The sequence below is a fragment of the Arthrobacter sp. G.S.26 genome (assembly GCF_050847375.1).
GTDB lineage: Bacteria > Actinomycetota > Actinomycetes > Actinomycetales > Micrococcaceae > Arthrobacter.
On record NZ_CP193752.1, the window covers coordinates 450,694 to 473,781 of the forward strand.

Annotated in this window: 20 protein-coding genes; 11 read left to right on the forward strand and 9 right to left on the reverse strand. The window is 66.5% G+C overall.

All coding sequences use genetic code 11. The features are described from left to right. Window positions 1-110: 110 nt before the first annotated feature. Window positions 111-884, forward strand: coding sequence for an SDR family NAD(P)-dependent oxidoreductase (locus ACRB8A_RS02165; RefSeq protein WP_432245479.1), 774 nt, complete (start codon window positions 111-113; stop codon window positions 882-884). Here the strand turns inward: ACRB8A_RS02165 and ACRB8A_RS02170 are convergent. Continuing rightward, window positions 852-1,940 carry an FUSC family protein gene (locus tag ACRB8A_RS02170; RefSeq protein ID WP_432245480.1) on the reverse strand — a complete coding sequence of 363 codons (1,089 nt, stop codon included), beginning with the start codon at window positions 1,938-1,940 and terminating at the stop codon, window positions 852-854. The two genes, ACRB8A_RS02165 and ACRB8A_RS02170, sit on opposite strands and share 33 nt — an antisense overlap. A gap of 259 nt (window positions 1,941-2,199) precedes the next feature. Beyond that, window positions 2,200-3,786, reverse strand: coding sequence for an MFS transporter (locus ACRB8A_RS02175; protein WP_056601391.1), 1,587 nt, complete (start codon window positions 3,784-3,786; stop codon window positions 2,200-2,202). Between the two features lie 580 nt (window positions 3,787-4,366). On the opposite strand from ACRB8A_RS02175, the gene ACRB8A_RS02180 reads away from it, so the two are divergent. After that, the gene (locus ACRB8A_RS02180) at window positions 4,367-4,624 is read left to right on the forward strand and encodes a hypothetical protein (protein WP_050685555.1); all 258 of its coding nucleotides are present in this window, start codon (window positions 4,367-4,369) and stop codon (window positions 4,622-4,624) included. A gap of 180 nt (window positions 4,625-4,804) precedes the next feature. Here the strand turns inward: ACRB8A_RS02180 and ACRB8A_RS02185 are convergent, their stop codons facing one another. Further along, entirely contained in the window at window positions 4,805-7,360 is a 2,556-nt protein-coding gene (locus ACRB8A_RS02185) for an ATP-dependent DNA ligase (RefSeq protein ID WP_432245481.1), read from the reverse strand. A gap of 40 nt (window positions 7,361-7,400) precedes the next feature. Between ACRB8A_RS02185 and ACRB8A_RS02190 the strand changes: the two genes are divergently transcribed. From ACRB8A_RS02190 to ACRB8A_RS02200, 3 genes are all read left to right on the forward strand, one after another. Continuing rightward, complete coding sequence (locus ACRB8A_RS02190) at window positions 7,401-8,549, forward strand: Ku protein (protein WP_432245482.1); 1,149 nt, start codon at window positions 7,401-7,403, stop codon at window positions 8,547-8,549. Window positions 8,550-8,698: 149 nt separating this feature from the next. Then, window positions 8,699-9,580: a class I SAM-dependent methyltransferase gene (locus ACRB8A_RS02195; protein ID WP_432245483.1), complete on the forward strand. Its 882-nt coding sequence runs from the start codon at window positions 8,699-8,701 to the stop codon at window positions 9,578-9,580. Beyond that, complete coding sequence (locus ACRB8A_RS02200) at window positions 9,573-10,004, forward strand: SRPBCC domain-containing protein (protein ID WP_432245484.1); 432 nt, start codon at window positions 9,573-9,575, stop codon at window positions 10,002-10,004. The genes ACRB8A_RS02195 and ACRB8A_RS02200 overlap by 8 nt, the downstream gene beginning before the upstream one ends. 90 nt (window positions 10,005-10,094) lie before the next feature. Here the strand turns inward: ACRB8A_RS02200 and ACRB8A_RS02205 are convergent, their stop codons facing one another. From ACRB8A_RS02205 to ACRB8A_RS02225, 5 genes are all read right to left on the reverse strand, one after another. Continuing rightward, window positions 10,095-10,373 carry an HPr family phosphocarrier protein gene (locus ACRB8A_RS02205; RefSeq protein ID WP_050685560.1) on the reverse strand — a complete coding sequence of 93 codons (279 nt, stop codon included), beginning with the start codon at window positions 10,371-10,373 and terminating at the stop codon, window positions 10,095-10,097. Between the two features lie 68 nt (window positions 10,374-10,441). Further along, the gene (locus ACRB8A_RS02210; protein ID WP_050685561.1) at window positions 10,442-12,481 is read right to left on the reverse strand and encodes a PTS fructose transporter subunit IIABC; all 2,040 of its coding nucleotides are present in this window, start codon (window positions 12,479-12,481) and stop codon (window positions 10,442-10,444) included. A gap of 2 nt (window positions 12,482-12,483) precedes the next feature. Continuing rightward, window positions 12,484-13,482: a 1-phosphofructokinase family hexose kinase gene (locus tag ACRB8A_RS02215; protein WP_432245485.1), complete on the reverse strand. Its 999-nt coding sequence runs from the start codon at window positions 13,480-13,482 to the stop codon at window positions 12,484-12,486. Continuing rightward, on the reverse strand, window positions 13,479-14,285 hold the full coding sequence (locus tag ACRB8A_RS02220) for a DeoR/GlpR family DNA-binding transcription regulator (RefSeq protein WP_050685563.1): 807 nt from the start codon (window positions 14,283-14,285) through the stop codon (window positions 13,479-13,481). The genes ACRB8A_RS02215 and ACRB8A_RS02220 overlap by 4 nt, the downstream gene beginning before the upstream one ends. A 380-nt stretch (window positions 14,286-14,665) precedes the next feature. Next, complete coding sequence (locus ACRB8A_RS02225) at window positions 14,666-14,923, reverse strand: DUF6458 family protein (RefSeq protein WP_050685564.1); 258 nt, start codon at window positions 14,921-14,923, stop codon at window positions 14,666-14,668. A gap of 317 nt (window positions 14,924-15,240) precedes the next feature. On the opposite strand from ACRB8A_RS02225, the gene ACRB8A_RS02230 reads away from it, so the two are divergent. The 3 genes from ACRB8A_RS02230 (at window position 15,241) to ACRB8A_RS02240 (ending at window position 19,537) form a co-directional block, all read left to right on the forward strand. Then, entirely contained in the window at window positions 15,241-15,858 is a 618-nt protein-coding gene (locus ACRB8A_RS02230) for an alpha/beta hydrolase (protein WP_432245486.1), read from the forward strand. A 404-nt stretch (window positions 15,859-16,262) separates the two neighbouring features. After that, on the forward strand, window positions 16,263-17,036 hold the full coding sequence (locus ACRB8A_RS02235; RefSeq protein WP_432245487.1) for an HAD family hydrolase: 774 nt from the start codon (window positions 16,263-16,265) through the stop codon (window positions 17,034-17,036). Between the two features lie 158 nt (window positions 17,037-17,194). Beyond that, on the forward strand, window positions 17,195-19,537 hold the full coding sequence (locus ACRB8A_RS02240) for a glycoside hydrolase family 65 protein (RefSeq protein WP_432245488.1): 2,343 nt from the start codon (window positions 17,195-17,197) through the stop codon (window positions 19,535-19,537). Between the two features lie 51 nt (window positions 19,538-19,588). Here ACRB8A_RS02240 and ACRB8A_RS02245 read toward each other — a convergent pair whose 3' ends face one another. Next, window positions 19,589-20,887 carry an MFS transporter gene (locus tag ACRB8A_RS02245; protein ID WP_432245489.1) on the reverse strand — a complete coding sequence of 433 codons (1,299 nt, stop codon included), beginning with the start codon at window positions 20,885-20,887 and terminating at the stop codon, window positions 19,589-19,591. 155 nt (window positions 20,888-21,042) lie between these two features. Here ACRB8A_RS02245 and ACRB8A_RS02250 point away from each other — a divergent pair, with 155 nt between their 5' ends. Genes ACRB8A_RS02250 through ACRB8A_RS02260 form a run of 3 tightly spaced genes read left to right on the forward strand, consistent with a single transcriptional unit; the run spans window position 21,043 to window position 23,076 of the window. After that, window positions 21,043-21,858, forward strand: coding sequence for a hypothetical protein (locus ACRB8A_RS02250; protein ID WP_285241051.1), 816 nt, complete (start codon window positions 21,043-21,045; stop codon window positions 21,856-21,858). Continuing rightward, the gene (locus ACRB8A_RS02255) at window positions 21,842-22,591 is read left to right on the forward strand and encodes a LamB/YcsF family protein (protein WP_432245490.1); all 750 of its coding nucleotides are present in this window, start codon (window positions 21,842-21,844) and stop codon (window positions 22,589-22,591) included. Before ACRB8A_RS02250 ends, ACRB8A_RS02255 begins: the two co-directional genes overlap by 17 nt. A gap of 35 nt (window positions 22,592-22,626) precedes the next feature. Beyond that, window positions 22,627-23,076 (forward strand): AAA family ATPase, encoded by a 450-nt coding sequence (locus ACRB8A_RS02260; RefSeq protein ID WP_285241049.1) that lies wholly within the window; start codon window positions 22,627-22,629, stop codon window positions 23,074-23,076. The last annotated feature ends 12 nt before the right edge of the window (window positions 23,077-23,088 follow it).

Genomic DNA, 23,088 nt, shown 5'->3' on the forward strand with positions numbered 1-23,088 from the left:
GGATTCTGCACCATCAACCGGCTCGGCCCGCCTGCTGGCCCGTCTTTCCGGGGCCGGCCACGGGGCCCGCGGGAATGATCGTGCAGAATCCGCCGGACTAGGCTGGCCGGATGAGCCAACCAGCACGCGGAACCACTGCCCTTATCACCGGCGCCAGTTCGGGCCTGGGCGCGGAGTTCGCCCGTCAGCTCGCAGCGCAGGGCTGCAACCTGGTGCTCGTGGCGCGGAACCGTGCCCGGCTGGAAGAGGTCGCGGGCGCCCTGGCCCAGCAGTACGGGACCACCACTGAAGTACTCCCCGCAGACCTGGCGGACGACGCCGGGGTGGCCGCCGTCGTCGAACGCCTGTCGCTCCCGGACCGGCCAGTGGGCATCCTGGTGAACAACGCCGGGACCGGGCTGCTGCGTGACTTCGAGGACAACGCCATCGGCGAGGAGCAGCGGAATTTGAAACTCCACGCTGAAACGTCGATGGTGCTGACCCACGCCGCTGTGCAGGGCATGCTGGCCCGTGGCGGCGGCCGGATCATCAACGTGGCCAGCATCGCCGCGTTCCTGCCGCGCGGCACCTACTCGGCGGCCAAGGCGTGGCTGCTCAGCTTCAGCCGGTGGGCCAACTTCGCTTACCGTGCCCGGGGCATCAAAGTTACGGCGGTGTGCCCCGGCCTGACCCACACCGAATTCCACCAGCGGCTGGGAATGGACCAGCCGATGGCTCCGGCCTGGGCGTGGCTGGACGCGGAAAGGGTGGTCCGGGAAGGGCTGGCGGCCAACCATCGGGGCCGGGCCGTATGCGTCCCGTCAAAGCGGTACAAAGCGGTGGCCGTGCTGGCCAGATTGGCGCCGGCCAGGCTAATGGCGGGCCCGGCGCGCAAGGCCCAGTAGCGCGGCGGGGGAGCGGGTCCCCGGCCGCCGGACCGCCACCACAACCGCGATCCCCACCAGAGCCCCCACCAGGGTTTCCACCGCCCGTTCCGCGATCAGCACGGTGGGATCCGCGGGGGCGGCGAGCTGCGTCATCAACAGGATCACCGGGGTGAACCAGACCATCGCCAGCCCGTAGTGGCGGGTCATGAACAGCTCGGTCGCAAACTGGAACACGATCACCAGCAGGGCCAGCAGCACCGCCTCGTTGCCCGGAACCAGCGCTGCAACCGACCACGGGCCGGGAAGGATCACGGCTGCGGTGACGGCAAGGCCCACAAAGGTTCCCACGATCCGGTGGATGCCGCGGCGGACGCTGCTGGGCAGGTCGGCGCCGGCCAGCGGCACGGCGGCAGCCGCCATGGCCCAGTGCGGATGGCCACTGCCGCTGATGACCCCCACGGAACCTGCGGCGCCCACCGCCAGCACGTAGCGGGCGGCGTGGATCAGGAGTTCGCGGCGTCCGGTCCGGCCCGCCGCGGAAGGTTCGGGAGACGTCCGACGGCGGCCTGCCGGGGCCAGCCGGCCGGCCTGGCCCACGGCAAGGGAAAGGGCCGCCGATCCCGAAGCGATCAGCAGCGCCACGAACCAGGGGACCGCCGCGGGGACCGAGGCGCAGGCCCCGAGGGCCAGGATTCCAAAGAAGGGTCCCGCCGGTTTGAGCCGCATCCGGTCGGCGTAGACCGATCCCGCGCCAGCCAGTGTGGCTTCCACCCCCACGAGCCACCAGGATTGCAGGTGGTTGGCGGACAGGACAATGCCCACAGCCACCCCGCCCAGGAGCATGCCGGCAGCCCGGCCCTGGTGCCAGAGGCGCAGGAGATGGGGTGCGGACCTGCCGTACATAGCGGTGAGGCCACCGAACACCGCGTAGATGATGAGGTCCGTCCGGCCCGCGGCCAGCAGGAGCAGGGACGGCAGTGCGACGCTGACGGCAACGCGGACAGCGGCGGCGCTGTCGTTGTCAGCGGGTTCCAGGCGGTGCAGCGCGCGCACCTGCTCCACTACTCGGTTCATGCCCAACCATTCCTGTCAGCCGCTGGCCTCTTGGCCCTTCGGAAACTATCACCGGCCCCGGCCCGGAGTCATTTCCGGCGGGCCCTGCACCGTCATGGAAGGCTCGCCCGGCCGGGCCTTGTGGCAGGAAGTCCGGCGGGTGGCACGGCAAGGGCCCGCCCCGCGGCTTCCTGGGAAGAGCGCGGGACGGGCCCTGTGAGCGTGGGCTGCTGCAAGTGCCCTGCGCGGCAGCCGGGAAACGGCTGCCGCGCGGTGGTGCCTACGAGGTTGACGCCTTACCGGCAGAGCTGCTGTCCAGGGGAGCAACGTCGTCGAACGGCAGGTCAGCCACCACGAAGTTGGGGTTCTCGTCCTGGGTTGCCACCAGTTCGGCGGCCTCTTCCTGAGTGTCCACGCTGGGCATGGATCCGGGGAGGGGCTTGTTGGCCGACTCCTTGAGGAAGTAGATGCCGATCGCACCGGCTGCGGACGTCAGCATCAGGTAATACGCCGGCATCATGTCGTTGCCCGTGGCCTTGATGAGGGCAGCCACGATGAACGGGGTGGTGCCGCCGAAGATTGCCACCGCAAAGTTATAGGCGATTCCCATCGAGCTGTAGCGGCTCGAGGTGGGAAACTGCGCGGGCAGCGAGGACGCCAGGTTGGCAACATAGAAGGTGACCGGGAAGGCAATCAGGGCCAGGCCCACCAGGGTTGACCACACCTCACCGATTCCGATCATCATGAACGCCGGGACGGCCAGGACGATGGTGCTTACAGCGCCCACCCAGAGGATTGGGCGGCGGCCCACTTTATCCGACAGGCGGCCTGTCAGCGGGATGCACAGGGCCATGATCACAAGGACCGGGATGGTCAGCGCGGTGCCGTGCATCTCGTCGTAGCCCTTCTCCGAGGAGAGGTAGGTGGGCATGTAGGACGTGAGGGCGTAGCCGGCGGTATTGGCGGCGGCCACCACAACCATGGCTACCAGGATGGGGCGCCAGTTGGCCTTGACCGTGGCCAGCGGGCCGTTGGCGGCGACGGGATCGTTGTTGGTGGCATCCTTGGCGGCTTCTTCCCGGGCATCCAGCGTGGCCTGGAATTGCGGGGATTCCTCGATCTTGCTGCGGAAGTAGATGGCGATCAGGCCCAGCGGCCCGGCGGCCAGGAACGGAATCCGCCATCCCCAGTCCTCCATGGCGTCCTGGCCCAGGGTGAGCTGCAGGACCGAGACCAGGGCGGCACCCATGGCGAAGCCCAGGTAGCTGCCCAAATCCAGGAAGCTGGCAAAGAAGCCGCGGCGCTTGTCTGCTGCGTATTCGCTGACGAAGGTGGTTGCGCCGGCGTATTCGCCACCGGTGGAAAAGCCCTGCACCACCTTGAGGATGACCAGCAGCACGGCAGCCCACAGGCCCACCTGTGCGTAGCCGGGAAGCAGGCCCACGGCGAAGGTGCTGGCTGCCATGATCATCAGCGTGGTGGCCAGGGTCTTCTGGCGGCCCACCTTATCGCCCAGCCAGCCGAAGATCACGCCGCCGAGGGGGCGTGCGATGAAGGTGGCGGCGAAGGTGCCCAGGAGGAAAAGGTTCTGGGTGGCCGGGTCGGATTCCGGCAGGAACGTGGGTCCCATGGTGGTGATGAGGTAGCCGAACACGCCTACGTCATACCACTCCATGGTGTTACCCACGATGGTGCCGCCCATGGCTTTTTTCAGCATGGGCTGGTTGACGACGTTGACGTCGGATTCCTTCAGCCTGCGGCGTGGCAGCAGCTTGGGCTTCTTGAGAGCCTTGGCGGCTGTCGGGTCGGTTCCGCGGGCGTTTTGGGCGCCTGCTGAAGAGTCGGTCATGCTTCGGTCTTTGGGCATTTGGGTAGCTCCCGTGGAGGTCATTTGCTTGCGACTTGTAGCTGCCCCACTCCGGGCAGACCTTAAATTTTACTGGAATTCTCTGGCATTGGCGGCGTTTGTGCCGTAGGGTCTATGGTTTTGCGCCTGGTTTTGGGGCGTATTACGGAACTTCTTTTCCCGGTTTTTCCCATATATCCACTGGGATCGGCCGCCGCTGCCGCCGCCATTGCCGAATCTTTTTGAACAACGGTCCTTGCGGGCCGATTTTTGGGTGCCTTCGGACCCAAAAAGTGAGAGCCGTCACCAGGGTATCCGGCGCTGTGGGGCGGGCCCAGGTGGTCCGATAGGGGCGGCGTGCGGGGGTTGCTGAAATCGGGGGTTCACAGGCACTGGATGCTTGCCTAAGGTGGACCCATGGGAATTTTGTAGAGACAGTCGGCGGACGCGCAAAGATTGGCCGGGACCGGCCTGCGCCACCGCAGAACAAGCCATCGCAGCAGGCGGCGAACCGCTGCGACCTCGATTTCCGCTGGCATTCCCGGCGGCCCCCTTGGCCTTCGGGCTGAATCCTTCATTTCACTGCGGAAAGGAAGAAACAATGGCTGACGAAAATCGCACCCAGCATCTTGCCCCGGAGGTGGCCGACCACCTCACGGCCGCCATGGACGCCCCGGCGGCGCCGGGTCCGGCCGCCACGGGCACGGCAGAGATGCCCGGCCAGAATGCCTGGCCGGACGGCAACGGCAAGAAGCGGCACCCGAAGGACCGCGGCTCAGGCCACGGCCGGATGGGCCACGAAGCGGCCGTTACCGCGGTCCACCGGACCAGCCGGCCGCAGATGCCGCACTCCTCCTAGCCCGAACTGCTTCGCAGCACTGGACCTGGCAGAAGCGGACTTTACGGCGCAGGAACGGCCCGGCCCCCGGATCTGGGAGTTCCGGGCCGTTCCTGCGCCTGGTTCCGGAAACACCTGGTCCCCGGAACACCCGCACAGCCCGGAGCACCCGCACAGCCGGAGCACCCGTATCGCCCGAAACTAGTGCTCCCGGACAACCTCCGCCGGGTCTTTGTCCAGCCGCCAGCCGCGCCACACCGGATGCCGGAGCCGGCCCGGACCGGTCCACTCGCTGAACGTCACCTCGCCCACCAGCTCCGGCGCCACCCAGTGGGCATCCGCCGCATCCATTCGGGGAACCTCGTGGAATGGCGAGGTCTTCCTGCCCAGTCGTTCCACTGTTTGCCGCAGTTCGGTGAGTTCGCGGGTGCTGAAGCCGCTGCCCACCCGGCCCACATACGCCAGTTTGTCGCCGTCCGGGATGCCCACCAGCAGGGAACCGACGCTTTCCTGCCGGCCGCCTTTGCCGGGCCGCCAGCCGCCCACCACCACTTCCTGGGTCTGCTCCAGCTTCAGCTTGATCCAGGTGCGGGTCCGCTGGCCGCTCACATAGCGGCTGTCGGTCCGCTTGGCCATGATGCCCTCAAGTCCCAGCTCACGGGCGCTCGCCAGGAGGTCGGCCACCGGGTTGGCCAGCACGTCGGAAAGGTCAACGGGCGCGTCGGACGGCACAAAAAAATGCTCCAGCCGCTGCCGCCGCTGCCGCAGCGGGAGTCCGCGCAGATCCGTTCCGGCGTCCTGGAGCAGGTCAAAAAGTACCAGGCGGACGGGGATGCTGGCCCTGGCGTGGGCCACATCGGCGGCGCGGGTGAGTTTCATCCGCCCCTGCAACAGGCCGAAGTCGGGGCGTCCCGCTGGCCCCATGGCCACAATTTCCCCATCGGCCACAAAGGGCTGTGCCGGCCAGGTGCTTCGGTCCGTGAACTCGGGGTAGGTGAGGCTGACGTCGTTGCCGTTGCGGCTAAGGACGCGGACTGTTTCGTCGTCCGCCACGATGACTGCCCGGACCCCGTCCCACTTGAGTTCCAGCTGCCAATCGCTGCCCGCCAGATCGGACGGCTTTCCGGCAGTGGCCATCATGGGGCGGACATCGCCGGGATCCCAGTCGCTGCCCCCCAATGCGCCGGTCTCCGAAGCGCCCCTCGGAATGGGTGCATCCCCGCCCCCGGCCTCCACGTCGCGTGTTGGGGCGGGTGCAGCATCACCGCCCCGGGACCCGGCGCCCGCCACGGCTGCCCCGGAATCTTCCCCGTCGTCGCCATCCGCCGGCGCCCCGTGCCGCCGTCGGCCGCTGTAATGCTCGTCCATGAGGTGGATGAGCCACTGCCCCTCCGCCTCCTTGCCGTGTCCGCGGCCGGTGTGGATCAACGCGAACCTGCGGGTGCCGCCCAGGCCGCCGCCGTCGGCCCCGGTCAACGTGGCGATCACCTCCTTGCCGTTGATCCACTTCTCCAGCTGGTACGTTCCGTGGTCCCAGATGGTCACCTCGCCAGCGCCATATTGCCCTTTCGGAATGGTGCCCTCGAACGTGCCATAGTCCAGCGGATGGTCCTCGGTCTGCACCGCGAGGTTGTTCCGGCCACTGCTCTCCGGCACACCCTTGGGCAACGCCCACGACACCAGCACACCCTCATGCTCCAGCCGGAAGTCGTAGTGCAGCCTGCTCGCGTGGTGCTCCTGGATCACGAAGCTGTTGCCGCTGCCCGCGCTGCCGCTGAACGGTTCGGGCGTGGCTTGGGGATCGCGCATGCCGCGGTACGCAGCAAGCCGCGGATCGCCGTCGTTGTGGCCTTCGTGATGGCCGGCTGAGGCATTAACGACGGCGGCAAACGGGTCCTTCCCGTCACTCACCTGCCGCATCACCGTCTGGTAGTCCAGATGCGTCAGCTTGGGTGAGCTGATCTCCCGCCAGGTGCGGGGCGCGGCGACGGTGGGGGTGCTGCGGCCGCGCAGCGAGTAGGGCACGATGGTGGTCTTCGCGGCGCTGTTCTGGCTCCAGTCCACCAGCACCTTGCCGCGGCGCAGGGTCTTTTTCATGTCGCTGACCGCCAGGTCCGGGTGGTCGGCTTCCAGGGCCCGGGCCAGTTCCTTGGCGAACGCCGAAATGCTGTCCGAGCTTTGGGTACCGTCCAGTGCCGCGTAGAGGTGGATGCCCTTGCTGCCGCTGGTCACCGGCACGGGATCCAGGCCCACATCCTGCAGGATGGCGCGGGCCAGCAGCGCCACCTCGCGGCACTCTTCCAGCCCGGCACCGTCGCCGGGATCGAGGTCCAGGACCAGCCGGTCAGGCGGAAGCTGGTTGCCGTGCGAATCAACCTGCCACTGCGGCACGTGGACTTCCAGGGAGTTGATCTGGCCGAACCAGGTCAAGGTGGCCGGATCGTTGACCAAGGGATAAAAAATGGTCCTGTCCTTGTGGGTGATGGCGGCCCGGGGCAACCAGCCGGGAGCTGAATCGTCCAGGTTCTTCTGGAAAAAGACCTCGCCGGGTTCGGCAGCGGTGCCCACCCCGTGGACCCAGCGCTTCCGGGTGGCGGGCCGGTTGGCTGCGGCGGGGATGAGGACGTGCGCCAGGGCCGCGTAGTAGGCCAGCACGTCTGCCTTGGTGGTTCCGGTCTCCGGATAGATGATTTTATCCAGGTTGGTCAGCGTCAGCTCGCGTCCGGCCACCCGCACGCGCTCCCTAGACCCGGCCATGGGGCTTCACCTCCGGCCCGGTCTGTTGTTCACTTGAGGGATGAGAGCCATCTGGAAAGGTGCCATCGCGTTTGGCCTGGTCAACGTGCCCGTGAAGGTCTACAGCGCCACAGAAGATCATGACATCAGTCTGCACCAGGTCCACAACGCCGACGGCGGCAGGATCCGCTACCAGCGCCGGTGCGAGATCTGCAGCGAGGTAGTGGACTATTCCGACATCGAAAAGGCCTACGAGGACGACGGCCGGACCGTGGTCCTGTCCAAGGAGGAACTCAAGTCAATCCCCGCGGAGAACAGCCACGAGATCGAGGTGGTGCAGTTCGTCCCGTCGGAACAGCTTGAACCCATGATGTTCGAGAAGAGCTACTACCTGGAGCCGGATTCCAAATCGCCCAAGGCGTACGTCCTGCTCCGCCGGGCGCTGGAGGACACCGACCGGGTGGCGATCGTCCAGTTTGCGCTTCGGGAGAAGACCCGGTTGGGGGCGCTCCGGATCAAGGACGACGTGCTGGTCCTGCAGTCCCTCCTGTGGCCCGACGAAGTCCGTGAGGCCAGCTTCCCTGCCCTGGACGCCAGCATCAGGATTTCCTCGCAGGAGCGGGACATGTCTGCCGCCCTGGTGGAGTCCATGGCGGCCGACTTTGATCCGGCGCATTTCACCGATGACTACCAGACCCAGCTGCGCCAGCTCATCGACGCCAAACTGGAGCAGGGCGATTCCCTGGACACCGAGCAGACCTTCGGTGTGGACGCTGGCGAGGGTGGCAAGGGTGAGGTGATCGACCTGATGGAAGCCCTCAAACGCAGCCTGGACCGAAAACGCGGGGCAACAGCGCAGGCCACCGACGAAGACGAGGAAGAAGAGGACGACGACGGGAAGCCGGCCAAGCGGGCCGCCGGAAGGAACGCCGGGCGGGCAAAGTCGACGGCGGCAAAAACCGCGGCGTCGAAGCCGGAGGGCGCAACGGCCACGAAGGCTGCTACCAAGGCGGCCGGCAGTGCCGCGTCCGGCGGCTCCAAAACTGCTGCCGCAAAGCCTTCGCCGGCGTCGAAATCGGCTGGTTCGGCGTCTTCCGGCACCAAAGCTGCGGCCAGTAAGGCCACGGCGGCCAGCAAGCCTGCGGCTGCCCGGACGTCGGCCAAGCCCCCGGCGAAGTCCACTGCCACCAGGGCCCGCAAGCCCGCCTAGCGGCCGGCCCGCCAGCAAACCGCAGTAACTTCCCTTAGGTTGGCGCCCTTTACACCCGGAGGCCGCGGGGCCACAATGAGCAGCATCGCAGCCTCCGCTGTGGCAACAGCGTGCTGACACTTGGACCTACCCGGCAGGGAGGCGCGGCCATGAAAACTGCGGACACGGACCCGGCGGGTGGGGGCGGCGCGCCGGACTCTGCTGAGGCAGACCGGGCGCTGAAGCAGAAGCACCGGGCCATGTGGGCATCCGGCGATTATCCGGCGCTGGCCAGCGAGATGCTGCCGGAGCTGGGCGCCATCCTGGTGGAGGCCTGCGGGATCAGGGCACGCCAAAAGGTGCTCGATGTGGCAACCGGTGCCGGCAACGCCGCCATCCCGGCGGCGATGATGGGCGCAAAGGTGGTGGCGAGCGACCTCACGCCTGAACTGTTCGACGCCGGCAAACGGCAGGCCGCCGAACGGGGTGTCAGCCTTGAGTGGGTGGAGGCTGACGCCGAGGCCCTGCCGTTCCCGGACGGCGGCTTTGACACGGTGATGTCCTGCCTCGGCGTGATGTTCGCTCCGCACCACCAGGTGGCCGCCAGTGAGCTGCTCCGGGTCTGCCGTCCCGGCGGGACCCTTGGCCTCCTGAGCTGGACCCCGGAAGGCTTCGTGGGGCAGCTCTTTGCCACCATGAAACCGTTCGCCCCGCCACCGCCGCCCGGCGCCCAGCCGGCGCCGCTGTGGGGCAAGGAGGACCACGTCCGCGGGTTGTTGGCCAGTGGAATTTCGGAGCTCACCGCCCGCAAGCAGTTCCTCGCCGTCCGGAACTTCTCGGAGCCCGCCGACTTCATGCGCTATTTCAAGTCGCACTATGGGCCCACCATCGCCGTCTACAAATTCCTGGGCGGCGATGCGGAGAAGACAGCGGCGCTGGACCAGGCCCTGGTTGGCCTGGCGGAATCGTTCGGGGACGCCCACGGCGATGCCCCGTTCCAGATGGAATGGGAGTACCTACTACTCACTGCGAAGAAGGCCGGGCATGTCTGACGGATTAGTGGCAACATCCAGCATCACGATCCACGCGCCGCAGGACAGGGTGTGGCAGGTCATCACGGACCCGGGAGCGGTCAGGGAGTTTATGTTCGGCACCAACCTGGTGACGGACTGGACCGTGGGCGGGCCGATTGCCTGGCGTGGCGAATGGGAAGGGAAGCCCTATGAGGACAAGGGCACGGTCCTGGCCTTCGAGCCGCCCCGGAGACTGGTCCACACCCATTTCAGCCCCCTCTCCGGCGCCCCTGATACGCCGGAAAATTACCACACCCTGACGTGGACGGTGGCGGAGGAGGCCGGATCCACCCGGCTGGCCCTCGCCCAGGACAACAACCCCGATCCCACTGCCGTGGAACATGCGCAGGGGATGTGGGACTCCCTGGTGGCGGACGTAAAGAGAATCGCCGAGCGCGGCTGACCCCACGCCGCGGGGGCTTAAACGGGACGGCCACCGCCGGACGTGTCCCACGCAGGGGAAGTCCGACGGCGGCCGCCGTCACCGGAGTTTCTACTCGGCGTCGTGATCCGTTTCGAGGATCTGCACCAGGCGGGCCAACGCGTCGTCTGCGCCGTCGCCCTCGGCCCGGAGGACCACCACGTCACCGTGGGAAGCGCCAAGGCTCATGAGGGACAGGATGCTGGCAGCGTCCATTGCCTCGTCGGCCGGCTCGCCTTCACGGGCGATGGTGATGTCCAGGTCGAACTCACCGGCGGCTTCGGCGAAGATGGCCGCGGGACGGGCGTGCAGGCCAACGCGGCTGGCTATGGTGGCGGTACGTTCGGTCATTTCTGCTCCTTGGAGATCATAAAAGGCATTGTCGGCCGGGAAGGCGGACCTGGAAATCAGGGGCCTGCTCAGACGGTTACGGGAACCTGTTCCACCGTATCAACGGACTTCTTGGTAGCCCAGCGCTTCAGGGCCAGGACCGAGAACGCGGTGACAACGGTGCCCACGGCGATGGCGAGGAGGAACATGAAGAAGTTGTCGATCGCGAAAAAGACGAACACGCCGCCGTGCGGTGCCTTGGAGCCAACGCCTGCCGCCATGGTGATGCCGCCAGTGATGGCGCCACCAAGCATGCTGGCGGGGATGACGCGGAGCGGATCGGCGGCGGCAAACGGGATGGCGCCTTCGGAGATGAAAGAGGCGCCCAGCAGCCAGGCTGCTTTACCGTTTTCGTGCTCGGTGGCGGTGAAGCGTTTTTTGTCCAGCGTGGTGGCCAGTGCCATGGCCAGCGGCGGCACCATGCCGGCCGCCATAACGGCTGCCATGATCTGCCACGGAGCCTGGTTGGCGAGGGTGGCCGTTCCCAGGCCGGCTACCGCGAATGAGTAAGCGACCTTGTTGACCGGGCCGCCCAGGTCGAAGCACATCATGAGGCCCAGGATGACGCCCAGGACAACGGCTGAGGCGCCGGTCATGCCGGACAGCCAGCTGTTCAGGCCGGTGGTGATTGCAGCGATGGGTGCGCCGAGGACCAGGAACAGCAGGCCGGAGGCAACGATCGAGGCCAACAGCGGAATGATGACGACGGGCATCAGGCCGCGCAGCCAGCGGGGAACTTCCCAGGTGCCGATGACGTAGGCAATGTAGCCGGCCAGGAGGCCACCCACAATGCCGCCCAGGAACCCTGCGCCCGTGAAACCGGCCACGGCGCCGGCCACGAAGCCCGGTGCGATACCTGGCCTGTCGGCGATGCCGTAGGCAATGTAGCCTGCAAGCGCCGGGACGAGGAAGCCCATCGAGAGTGCGCCGATCTTGAAGAGCACCGCACCAAGGTAAGCACCCAGCGGGCCGACGGCGTTGTCCGGGTATTCGGTGGGCAGGTTGAAGAGGTTGTTCGTGGTCACGATGGTGTCCGCGAAGTCCGTGATCAGGTAACCGCCCAGGAGGAAGCCCAAGGCGATCAGCAGCCCGCCACCGGCAACGAACGGAATCATGTAGCTGACGCCGGTGAGCAGTGCCTTCTTCAGCTTCTGGCCGATGTGCTCGCCGCCTGCCGTGGACGTGTCCTCGGTGGAGCCGCCCGAACCTGCGGCGACGCGGCGGGAATTGGGGTCTGCTGCTGCAGCGAGTGCTTCTTGGACCATCTTTCCGGGTTCGTCAATGCCACGCTTCACCGGGGCTGTGATGACGGGCTTGCCGGCAAAACGCTCCTTTCCGCGGACATCCACGTCCACGGCGAAGATCACGGCGTCGGCGGCGGCGATGACGGCCGGATCCAGCGGCTTGGCGCCGGAGGATCCCTGCGTTTCCACCTGGAGGTCAACACCCATCTCCTTGGCGGCGGCCACCAGGGAGTCGGCGGCCATGTAGGTGTGGGCAATGCCGGTGGGGCAGGCGGTCACGGCCACGATGCGCTTGGGCGCAGTACCCGGGGCACCGGCCGTGGCTGCACCCGCTGCGGCGGCAGGTGCCGCGTCGGCGGCGGAAGCGGCGGGCTTGTCTGCCAGGGCGCCGTCCACGAGGGCAACGATTTCCTCGTTGGAGGAAGCGTTGCGGAGGGCCGCCGTGAAGTCCTTTTTGATCAGGGACCGGGCCAGCTTGGACAGCAGCTTCAGGTGCGCCTGGTCTGCTCCGTCCGGGGCGGCGATGAAGAACACCAGGTCTGCGGGGCCGTCCTTGGCGCCGAAGTCCACCTTGGGGTCCAGCCGGGCCATGGCCAGGGTGGGTTCGGTTACGGCAGCGGACCGGCAGTGCGGGATGGCAATGCCGCCCGGAATGCCGGTGGCCGTCTTCTGTTCCCGGGCATAAGCGTCTGCGAAAAGACCCTCAACCTCCGTTGCGCGTCCGGTAGCAGCAACTTTGCTTGCCAGGTGCCGGATCACCGCCTCGGGCGTCGAGCCCAGGTTTTGGTCGAGGTCGACCAGTTCAGTTGTGATGAGCTGGGTCACTGTCAATCCTTTCGAAGGGCCGTGATGGTTACGGCATCCGGGGTTGTTTGCGAGACTGCCGGGACGGTGGACCCCGGCAGGGAGGCGGCGGCGGCACCGTGGGCCACCGCCTGGCGAAGGCAGTCGGCCGGGGCGGCGCCCTGGCCGTGGGCAAGCAGGTAGCCGGCCAGTGCGGAGTCGCCCGCACCCACCGTGCTCACTGCAGTGACCGGTGGATGCGTGGCCAGCCACGCGCCGTTGGCCGTTACCAGGACAGCTCCCTTGGAACCGAGAGTTGCCAGCACAGCTCCCACACCGGCACGGACGACGGCGGCTGCTGCTGTCGCGGCAGCCACCGGATCCGCTTCGAGTTGGTCAGCGGTGGCCGAGGCGAAGCCAGCTGCAGCAGCCAGTTCCGCGAGTTCCTCGGCATTGGGTTTGAGGAGGTCCGGTTTCCCGGAGCCAGGGGTGGTGCCATCGCCGTCGTCGGTGAGGACGGCCGCGAGGGGAGCGCCGGAAGAGTCCACGGCAATCCGGGGTGCGGTGCCGTTGGCGGCCGCACGAAGGCGCCGTGCCACGGTGGCGTAGAAGCCGGCGGGAAAGCCAGGGGGCAGTGAGCCTGCCAGGACCACCCAGCTGGCGTTGTGGGCGCTTTCCAGCAGGAGCTTGATCAGCGCTTCCTGCTGGTCCGCGTCCAGCTGCGGGCCGGGTTCGTTGATTTTGGTGGTCACTCCGCCCGGTTCCGTGAGGGCCACGTTGGTCCGCAGCGGTTCGCCGATGGGCAGGGAAGCGAACGGGACCGACTGCTCGCGCAGGCCCGCCAGGACCGGATCGCTGTCCGCGCCGGGGAGGACGGCCAGGGATTCCAGGCCGGACGCCACCAGGGCCCGCGAAACGTTGACGCCCTTGCCACCCGATTCCTGGCTGACGGAAACGGCGCGCTGGACTTCACCGCGCTCCAGGGGGCCGGGAAGGGCAACGGTGCGGTCCAGGCTGGGGTTGGCCGTGAAAGTGACGATCATACGACCACCACGTCCACGCCGGATTCTTCCAAAGCGGCCGCGAGTTCGGGGCCGGGTTCGCTGTCTGTAATCAAGGTGTCCAGATCTTTCAGGTCGGCGAACTGGACCAGGGTCTCTGTGTCCAGTTTGGAGGAGTCGGCCAACACCACGATGCGGCGTGCCGAGTGGACGAAAGCAGCCTTGACGGCGGCTTCCTCAGGATCGGGGGTGCTGAGGCCGAAGGTTGCATGGATGCCGTTGGTCCCGAGGAACGCGATGTCGGGGCGCATCCGCGAAGCTGCCTCCACCGTTGCCTGCCCCACGGCAACCTGGGTGAGCCCACGGACGCGTCCGCCCAGGATCTGCAGCGCAATTCCGGCGGTGTTGGACAGCTTCCCGGCGATGGGAACGGCGTGCGTGATGGCCACCAGTTCGGCGTGGGGGCCAGGGGAATCCAAACGGTCGACGGCGGTGCGGCGCGACAACATTTCGGCGAGGACTTCGGTGGTGGTGCCGCCGTCGATCAGGACGCTGCCCTGCGCGTTACGGGGGATCAGTGCGAGCGCGGCTTCGGCGATCCGGTGCTTCTGGTCCGGGCGTTGGATGGCGCGCTCGTTGATGCTTTCTTCGGTGGTGCTGAAACGGTCGGCCGCTACCGCCCCGCCGTGGACCCGGCGGAGTGTGCCCGCTGTTTCCAAGGTGGCGAGATCGCGGCGGACGGTTTCGGTGGTGATACGGAAGCGCTCAGCCAGGAGGGTCACGCTGACCCGACCGTTGCCGGTCACAAGCTCGGCAATCTTCTGCTGGCGCTCCTCGGCGAACACGTACCCTCCGTTGCGTAAAGTCCTGAAATCACTGCTGGCTGTGTGCCGGCCGGGGCAGTGCATCCGGCGTGACTGGCATCACATGATGTTGAGTTACTTGACTTTATCTTTGATCATGTTGGTTTGTCAATGGAAACCAACATGAAACAAAGGCTGAAGCAGTGTGTGGCCGGATTTGGGTCTCCGGGCTGATGAGGCGGCGCCCACGCGCCGGGGGTGGCGGGCATAAAAGCCGGGCCTGACCAACGTGGTCGGGCATAAAAAAGCCGGGCCTGACCAACGTGGTCAAGCATAAAAAAGCCGGGCCTGACCAACGTGGTCGGGCCCGGCTTTTCCGGATTCATTGCGGGGGTGCTGCCCGCCTGCTTGCGCGCTGCCTGTCAGATGCCGCCGTCGCGGCTTTCGTTCCGGGTGATGCGCTCGCCGGTGTTGGGGTCCACCACGGAGCGCGTTTCGCTGACCCGCCGCGTGCGCCCCGGCGAGGCGAGGATGAGGGATGCGATCAGGCCCACAACACCTGCGGCGATCAGGATGTACCCAATCATGGCCTGGTCCACAAAGGGGATCAGGCCGGGGGCAATCGCCCAGGCAAGAATGGCGCCGAGTGCGATGAGGAAGATTGACGAGCCAATTCTCATAATTGCTCCTTAGAAGCCGATTGGTGCGGATGCGCTACTACTAAGCATGCTGTCCGTCCAGCGCCACGCTACCGCGCAATCGGGCGGTATTCAATGAATTCGGGAGCCGTCTTCCTATGGCGCCTGACTGGTGCAGGAGTTACCCCTGGTGCTGATGGTGTTTGCAGCCCGTCGCGCTGCGGGTCCAGCCCCGAGAAGGTAGCGCCCTGGCGCTGAGCGGGTAGCGACCCGGCGCCGGCGGCGTCTCTTGCCCGGCACCTGTCCTGACCTGTCCTGCCGTGGCACCTGCCCTGCCCTGGCCTCGCTAGGCTGGTGCGATGGAAACTGTGGTGTGGTCCAAACCGGAGGATCAGCGCGCCGGCACCCCCTTGCTGGTGATGATGCATGGCTATGGCACCGATGAGTCCCGCATGGTGCGGCTCTTCGAATTCCTGCCCCCGGAGTTCACCTTCGCTGCGGTCCGGGCTCCCATGGACATTGGTGACCACTATGGCTGGTTCCTGCTGGACTACTTCCTGGCCAACGACTTCGCCGACGTGGTGCGGGTGACCAACTCCGTCCATGACTGGATCAACTCAGTCAGGAGTCAGCATTCAAGCGTGAGCCTGCTGGGCTATTCGCAGGGCATGGCCATGGCCAGCACACTGCTGCGCCTGCATCCGGCGTCCTACTCGGCGGTGGTGGGCCTCTCCGGTTTTGTCCTGAACAACGAACTCCTGACGCTGACGGACTCCTTCGCGACCAAGCCGCCGTTCTTTTGGGGACGGGACAAGGCGGACCTGGTGATCAACGAGGATGCCACAGCCTATACCGGGGAATGGCTGGACGAGCACACCTTGTTGACCGCGAGGACTTACCCCGGGATGGGGCACGCCATGTCCAAGACGGAAATGGCCGACGTCGGCGCGTTCCTGCGTCACTACGTGCTGCGCTGAGGGAAATCACTGCGCACCCGCACCCTGAGAAATCCGTCACAGCACCACCGGCGCGGAAAAACAGTTGCCAGCCTAATTTGTAAGCGCTTACACTCAATTCCGGCCGTCATCGCGGCCTGAAGAGGACGGATGGCGGCTCCAAAGCCATCCGAAGCGCACGGCGACCCCAACCCGGGTGGCTGACCCAAATCGATGCAACCGACATCCGCGGGTTCCGGTTTGTCCCACAGCACCAACGCGCCCATGATTGAAGAAACGCAATAATCTGCAAGGCCGTGGCCCACCGCAGTGCCGCCCGCCGGAACTTCCCGTCGCCCCTGCACATCAGGCATGGGCAGGCGGTGACCCGTTTCACGCGACCGTCTTCCCGGCTCCCCGCCGCCTGAAAGGAAAATGCACTGCTGATGACTGACAACTCTGCACCTGACGTACCTGTTTCGACTGCCGGGGCTGCCGCTACGGGAACCACTGACTGGACCGGCGCTGCCGCAATCCTCTTCGACCTGGACGGTGTCCTGACGCCGACGGCTGAGGTCCACGAAAGAGCCTGGCAGGAGTTGTTCGAAGCATTCCTCAGCGCGCACCCGCAGGCGCCGGAGTACACGGAAAGCGACTACTTCGACCATATTGACGGTAAACCGAGGTTCGACGGCGTCCGCGACTTCCTGTCCTCGCGCGGCATCACCCTGCCCGAGGGCCCGCTGGACGATGACCCCGCCAATAGCACGGTCCAGGGGCTGGGCAACAAGAAAAACCGCATCTTTAACGACATCGTGAGCGCAGGGGTTGAACCCTTCGAGGGCTCTGTCCGTTTCCTCGAAGCCGTGCTGGCGCGCGGACTCAAGGTCGCCGTCGTCTCCTCCTCCCGGAATGCCCCCTCGGTCCTGGCAGCTGCGGGCCTCAGCGGCAACTTCTCCATTGTTGTTGATGGTGTGGTGGCAGCCCGGGAGGGCCTGCCCGGTAAACCCAGCCCGGCCACGTACGAGTACGCCGCCAGGCTGCTGGAGTTGCCCAGCGAGGACTGCGTAGTGGTGGAGGATGCTGTTTCCGGCGTCCAGGCCGGCCATGCCGGGTCCTTCCACTCCGTCATCGGCGTGGATAGGGGAGCCGGGCGGCAAACCCTTCTCGCTGCCGGCGCCACCCTGGTGGTCAATGACCTCAAGGAACTCTTGCCCTAGGCCTGTTCGGCCCGCCCGGTGTACCGCTGCAACCCCCAGCAGCAGCACATCCGCCTGCAGTACCGGCGCTTCGAACGCCAGCACCACGCCTTAACATCAGCACGCCTTGGCCGGCTCCCCACCGGCTGCCCAGCAAAACGCCAAAGGACCCCAACAGCATGGCTTTCATCACCGCGGACCGCGAACGGTTCCCCAACACCCCCTGGCAGCTCGTGGAAACGCGCCATGAGCAAGGCAGCGCGGGCACCCTGGAAACCCTGTTTGCGCTGGGCAACGGGCACCTGGGGATCCGCGGCGCGCACTGGGCTCCAGCCGATGCCGACCTTCCCGGCAGCTTCATCAACGGCCTGCACGAGATCTGGGACATCAAGCACGCGGAGAACGCCTTCGGCTTCGCCCGGACGGGCCAGCGCATCGTCTACATCCCGGACGCCAACAACTTCACCGTGGTGATCGACGGCGAGGCCCTGAGCCTGGCCGAATCCGAGGTGCTGGAGTACCGGCGGTCCGTCGACTTCGCCACGGGTGCCTACGAGTGCCGGATCCGGTGGCAGTGCCGCTCCGGAGCGACCGTCACCACCACCGAGCGCCGGGCCGTTGGCTTCCGCAGCCGCGGCAGCCTGGGCATTTCGCTGGAGGTTGCCGCGGACCGGCAAGTCTCCCTGGACGTGACCTCCACCGTGAGCAACCGGCAGGACCAACCGGTGGAGGACCACTCCAACCACGACCCCCGACGCGCAGGCCGGCACGCCGGGCGCGTGCTGCTGCCGCTGCGCCTGGACGGCGGCGACGGTTCGCTCCGGCTGTCCTGGGAAGCTGCCGAATCGAAGCAGCGTGTGGGCCTGGCCGTGGACCACTGGACCTCGCCGGGCCACCAGCCGTTCGACACCCTGGTGGACCAGGATGAGAGCAGCGTCCGGTACGTGCTGGCAGCCAGCGCCGACGAGCCTTTCCGGCTGGAAAAGAGCGTCAGCTACGCCGCCGGCCCCGCGGTGCAGGACGACGCCGTGGACGCCGCCGAGGTGGCCGAAGCCGGACTGCGGCCCGTCCAGGACATCTTCGAGGAAAGCGAAGCCCACTACAAGGACTACTGGGCCACCTCCGACATCGTGGTGACGGGCCAGCCTGAACTCCAGCAGGCCATCCGTTGGAACCTGTTCCAACTGGCGCAGGCAACGGCCCGCGCGGATGTTGCAGGCGTGCCTGCAAAGGGCGTGACCGGGTCCGGTTACGAGGGGCATTACTTCTGGGACCAGGAGGTCTACATCCTGCCCTACCTGACGTACACCAGCCCGGACGGTGCCCGCCAGGTGCTGGAATACCGGCACGGGATCCTGCCGGATGCCAAGATCCGCGCCAAGGAACTGAGCGTTGACGGCGCACTGTTCCCGTGGCGCACCATCAACGGGCTTGAGGCCAGTGCCTATTACGCCGCCGGTACCGCGCAGTTCCATATCGCAGCGGCCATCGCGTTCGCAACCAACCGGTACCTCTGGGCTACCGGGGACACCAGTTTCCGTGAAGGCATGGGCGCAGAGCTGCTCATCGAAACCGCGCGGATGTGGATCTCTCTGGGCTTCTTCGCCAAGGACGGGCTCTTCCACATCCATGGCGTCACCGGCCCGGACGAGTACACGGCAGTGGTCAACGACAACCTGTACACCAACGTCATGGCCCGCTTTAACCTCCGGGCCGCCGCTGCCCTGGAGCACTCGGGCATCACCCAGGAGGAACGGCAGCTGTGGCAAGCGGCCGCAAACCTGATGCACCTGCCCTTTGACGAACGGATGCAGGTCCACTCCCAGGACAACGACTTCATGACCCTCGAGCCGTGGGACTGGACCACGCCACGCTCCAAGTACCCGCTGCTGCTGCACTTCCACCCGTTGGTCATCTACCGCCACCAGGTCCTCAAGCAGGCGGACACCGTCCTGGCGATGTTCCTCCAGTGGCAGGACTTCAGTGCGGAAGAAAAGCAGCGCGCCTTCGACTTCTACGACCCGATCACCACCGGCGACTCCACCCTGTCCGCCTGTGTGCAGGGCATCATGGCCGCTGAGGTGGGCTATGCCGGGGAATCACTCAAGCACTTCACGGATGCCGCCTTCATCGACCTGGACGACACGCACGGCAACACGATCGACGGCGTCCATATTGCCTCGACGGGCGGCGTGTGGAGCTCACTGGTCTGCGGTTTCGCCGGCCTGCGGGATCAGGGGCCGCTGCCGTTCTTCGATCCCCGGCTGCCGGCCGAATGGGAAGGGCTGTCCTTCCACCTGCGCATCAGCGGCAGGCTGCTCCGGGTTGAACTGACCCAGGGCGCCATCACCCTGACGGTCAGTGACGGCGACCCGCTGGACGTGGACGTCCGGGGCAGTAAGGTCACCGTGGGCAGCGACCCGGTCCGGGTGGAGCTGGCAGACATTCCGGAGCCGGAGCCCACAGTCTTCCCCACGGGACTTCCGACGGCGGGCATTCCGTTGGTGCGCGGCCGCAACTAAGTGCCGCGGCAGCAGGACGAAGGGGACTGGCGCGGCGGGCGCGCCGCCGCGTCAGTCTCCTGCCGGCGTCGTGCTTTCCATTGCAGGTTCGGTGTCCAGGGGGTGCGTCAACTCGTCGTCCGGCATCCGGGCAACAACCATGGCCACCACGGCCATGATGGGGCAGACGCCGCCGGCCACCGCGAAGATCAGCCAGATGGGCAGGACCTCGGCGGCGGGACCGGCCAGGGCCATGGACACCGGCATCAGGGCCAATGACACAAAGAAGTCCAGGCTGGAAATGCGGCCCAGCAGGTGACGGGGGACGCGCCGTTGCAGCAGCGTTCCCCAAATGACCATGCCCACGCTGCCGGTGGCGCCGAACACAAACAGGGCCGCGGCGATCGCCCAGAAGCTGTCCATGAATCCGACGGCGGCCAGCGGCAGGCTGCCCGCGCCCCACGAGGCCATCATCACCGTCAGGTAGCGGCGCGGCAGCCTGAACGAGGCGGTCAGGAGGGAGCCCAGCGCGGCCCCCACGCCCATCACGGCGAGGAGGAAGCCGAACATGCTGGAATCCCCGGCGAGCTGGTCGCGGACCACGAAGGGCAGTAGGACCTCGATGGGCCCGATCAGGAACAGCACCGAGATGCAGGCCCACAGGAGCGTCCAGAGGAGCCACGGAGTCCGGACCGTGTAGTTCACGCCTTCGCGGAGGTCCTGCAGCAGCGTGTTTTTCCGGAGGGCGCCGTGGTCCTGGCCGGGATCCGGTGTTGCCAGCGCGGTGCGGCTGAGGAAATTCAGGACGGCAAACGCCAGCAGATGGCAGGCGGCCACCGCAGCGACGGCGTGCGACGGCGACAGCGCCGCCACCACGATGCCTGCCACAGCTGGCCCGGCCGCCTGCTGGAGGACAGGGCGCATTGAACCCTCCATGCCGTTGGCGGCCAGCAGGTCTTCCGCCGGCAGGATGCGCGGGAGGATGGCCGAGTAGGCGGGGAAGAAGAAGGCGGCGCCCATACCGAGCACAAACGCACCGATGGCCAGGTGCCAGATCTGGAGCAATCCGGTCATCGCCAGAGCGGTGATAGTGGCGATGACGGCCAGGTTGGCACCCTCCACGGCAATGATCAGCCGGCGATGCGGGAACCGGTCGGCGGCGATGCCGCCGGCCAGGACAAACGCCACCAGGCCCACGCTGCCGGCGGCTGCGACGAGGGACAGGTCCAGGGGGCCGCCGCCCAGGTGGATGACCTGGTAGACCATGCCCACGGCCCACATTCCCGAGCCAAAAATCGAAATGGCCAGGGCTGCGATCAGGACCCGGTACTCGCGATGGGCAAACGGTCGCAGGGCTTTGGGGGTGGGCATATCCCCAATACTAGGTCCGGCATCCGGTTTCCGGGGTGGGCACCAAGTACCCGGTTGTGGGCTTGAACGGGGGCGGCGGCTGGGTGGTTCAACCCCAAGCAGCCTTAGTATTGGGGAAGGCCGCATCCGCCGCGGCGAGACTAACAGAGGTGACCATGGCCAAGCGCAGCAATCCCGCAGTCCGAATCGCACAGGAGACGGCCCACAACGCCGTGTTCGATGCCGACGGCAAGCCCAAGCCGGGCGTCCACAACATGCTCCTGAAGGCAGTGGAGATCCAGCGGCCGCTGGTGCTCGCCTACATCCGACGGCTGCAGAAAAAGCATCCCAAAGCCACCGCGGCCCAGCTCGCAGCCATCCTGGAACGGGACTACATCCGGGCGGTAACCGGCGGAGGGGCAGTGGTGGGCGCAACTGCCGTCGTCCCCGGGGTGGGAACCATTGCGTCGCTGGGCCTGTCCGCCGCGGCAACCGTTGGCTTCCTGGAGGCAACGGCGCTGTACGCGACGTCGCTGGCCGAACTGCACGGCATCCGCCTGACCAACCCCGAGAAGGCCAGCACCATGGTGATGGCCATCATGCTGGGCGAGGAGGGCACGTCGCTGCTGAGCACGCTCAGCAGCCAAGCAGCAGGCGGTGCCGGCATCAACACCACCAAGACACTGGGCAGCGTTTTTTCCAAGGCCATGCCGATCTCCGGCTTTGGCGCCGTGCGGAACAAGATCCAGAAAGCCTTCCTCAAGAATCTCCTGAAGCGCCAGGGAACGGCGCTGTTGGGGCGGGCCCTGCCGTTTGGAATCGGCGCGGTGGTGGGGGGAGCCGGTAACCTCATGATGGGACGCGCGGTGGTTTCGAACGCCAAGGAGGCGTTCGGACCAATGCCGGACACCATCCCCGGTGAGCTCACGCTGAACGCTGCAGCTCCCGACCACCAAACGCTGGAAGGCAACACACTTGGATCTCAACGCTGACCTCGGCGAATCATTCGGCTCCTGGAAGATGGGAGACGACCCTTCGATGTTCCAGCTGGTTACCAGCGCGAATGTGGCCTGCGGGTTCCACGCCGGGGATCCCATCACCATGCTGGACAGCTGCCGCGCCGCCTATGAACTGGATGTGACAGTCGGTGCACACGTGGGGTACCGGGACCTCGCAGGCTTTGGCCGGCGCGCACTGGACGTCAGCTTCGATGAGTTGTTCGGCGACGTGCTGTACCAGCTTGGCGCGCTCGACGGTGTTGCGCACGCCGTTGGTGCCTCCGTGGACTACGTCAAGCCGCACGGCGCCCTGTACAACCGGCTCGTCAACGATGCGGAGCAGGCGTCAGCCGTTGTGGCTGCAGTCAATGCCTACGATCCCGGCCTTCCCATCCTGGGCCTCCCCGGCTCGGAGCTGCTCAAACAGGCCAAGGAAGCGGGCCACCCGGTTTACGTCGAGGCCTTTGTGGACCGTGCCTACCGGGGCGACGGGACGCTGGTTCCGCGGGCGCAGGAAGGCGCGGTGCTGCACGACGTCGACGCAATCGTTGAGCGCGCCGTCCGGCTGGCCACCAAGGGTGAAGTTGTTGCCGTGGACGGGACGGTCGTCAAAGTCCGGCCCGACTCGCTGTGCATCCACGGCGACACCCCCGGAGCCGTCGAAATGGCATCCGGCGTGCGGGCCGGCCTTGAGGCTGCCGGCGTGGAGCTGGAGGCGTTCGCCTAGGCCGTCAGGTTCCGGTCGAATCGGCTCCGGCTGCCATGACTCGAATTCTGATTACCGGAATGTCCGGGGCGGGAAAGACAACTGTGCTGCGCGAGTTGTCCCGGCGGGGCTACAGAACCATCGACACGGATTACGACGGCTGGGTCCTTCCCGACAGGACGTGGGACGAGACCCGGATGTCCGCATTGCTCGAGACGCATATGCCGCTGTTTGTTTCGGGGACTGTTGAGAACCAAGGCGCCTTCTACGATCGGTTTTCCGCTGTTGTCCTGCTGAGTGCACCGGCGGAGATCCTCATCGAGCGGGTCTCTTTGCGGGCCAACAACTCCTATGGACGATCCACAGCCGACCAAGCTGAGATTCTTCAGTTCATTCTTGACGTCGAGCCTTTGCTTCGGGGTGGCGCTACCTTAGAACTCGACGGCCGTCGGCCGGTCTCTGAACTTGCGGATGAACTCGTGCGCCTCATCAGGGTGTCCCCCTGAAGCCCGGCTCGG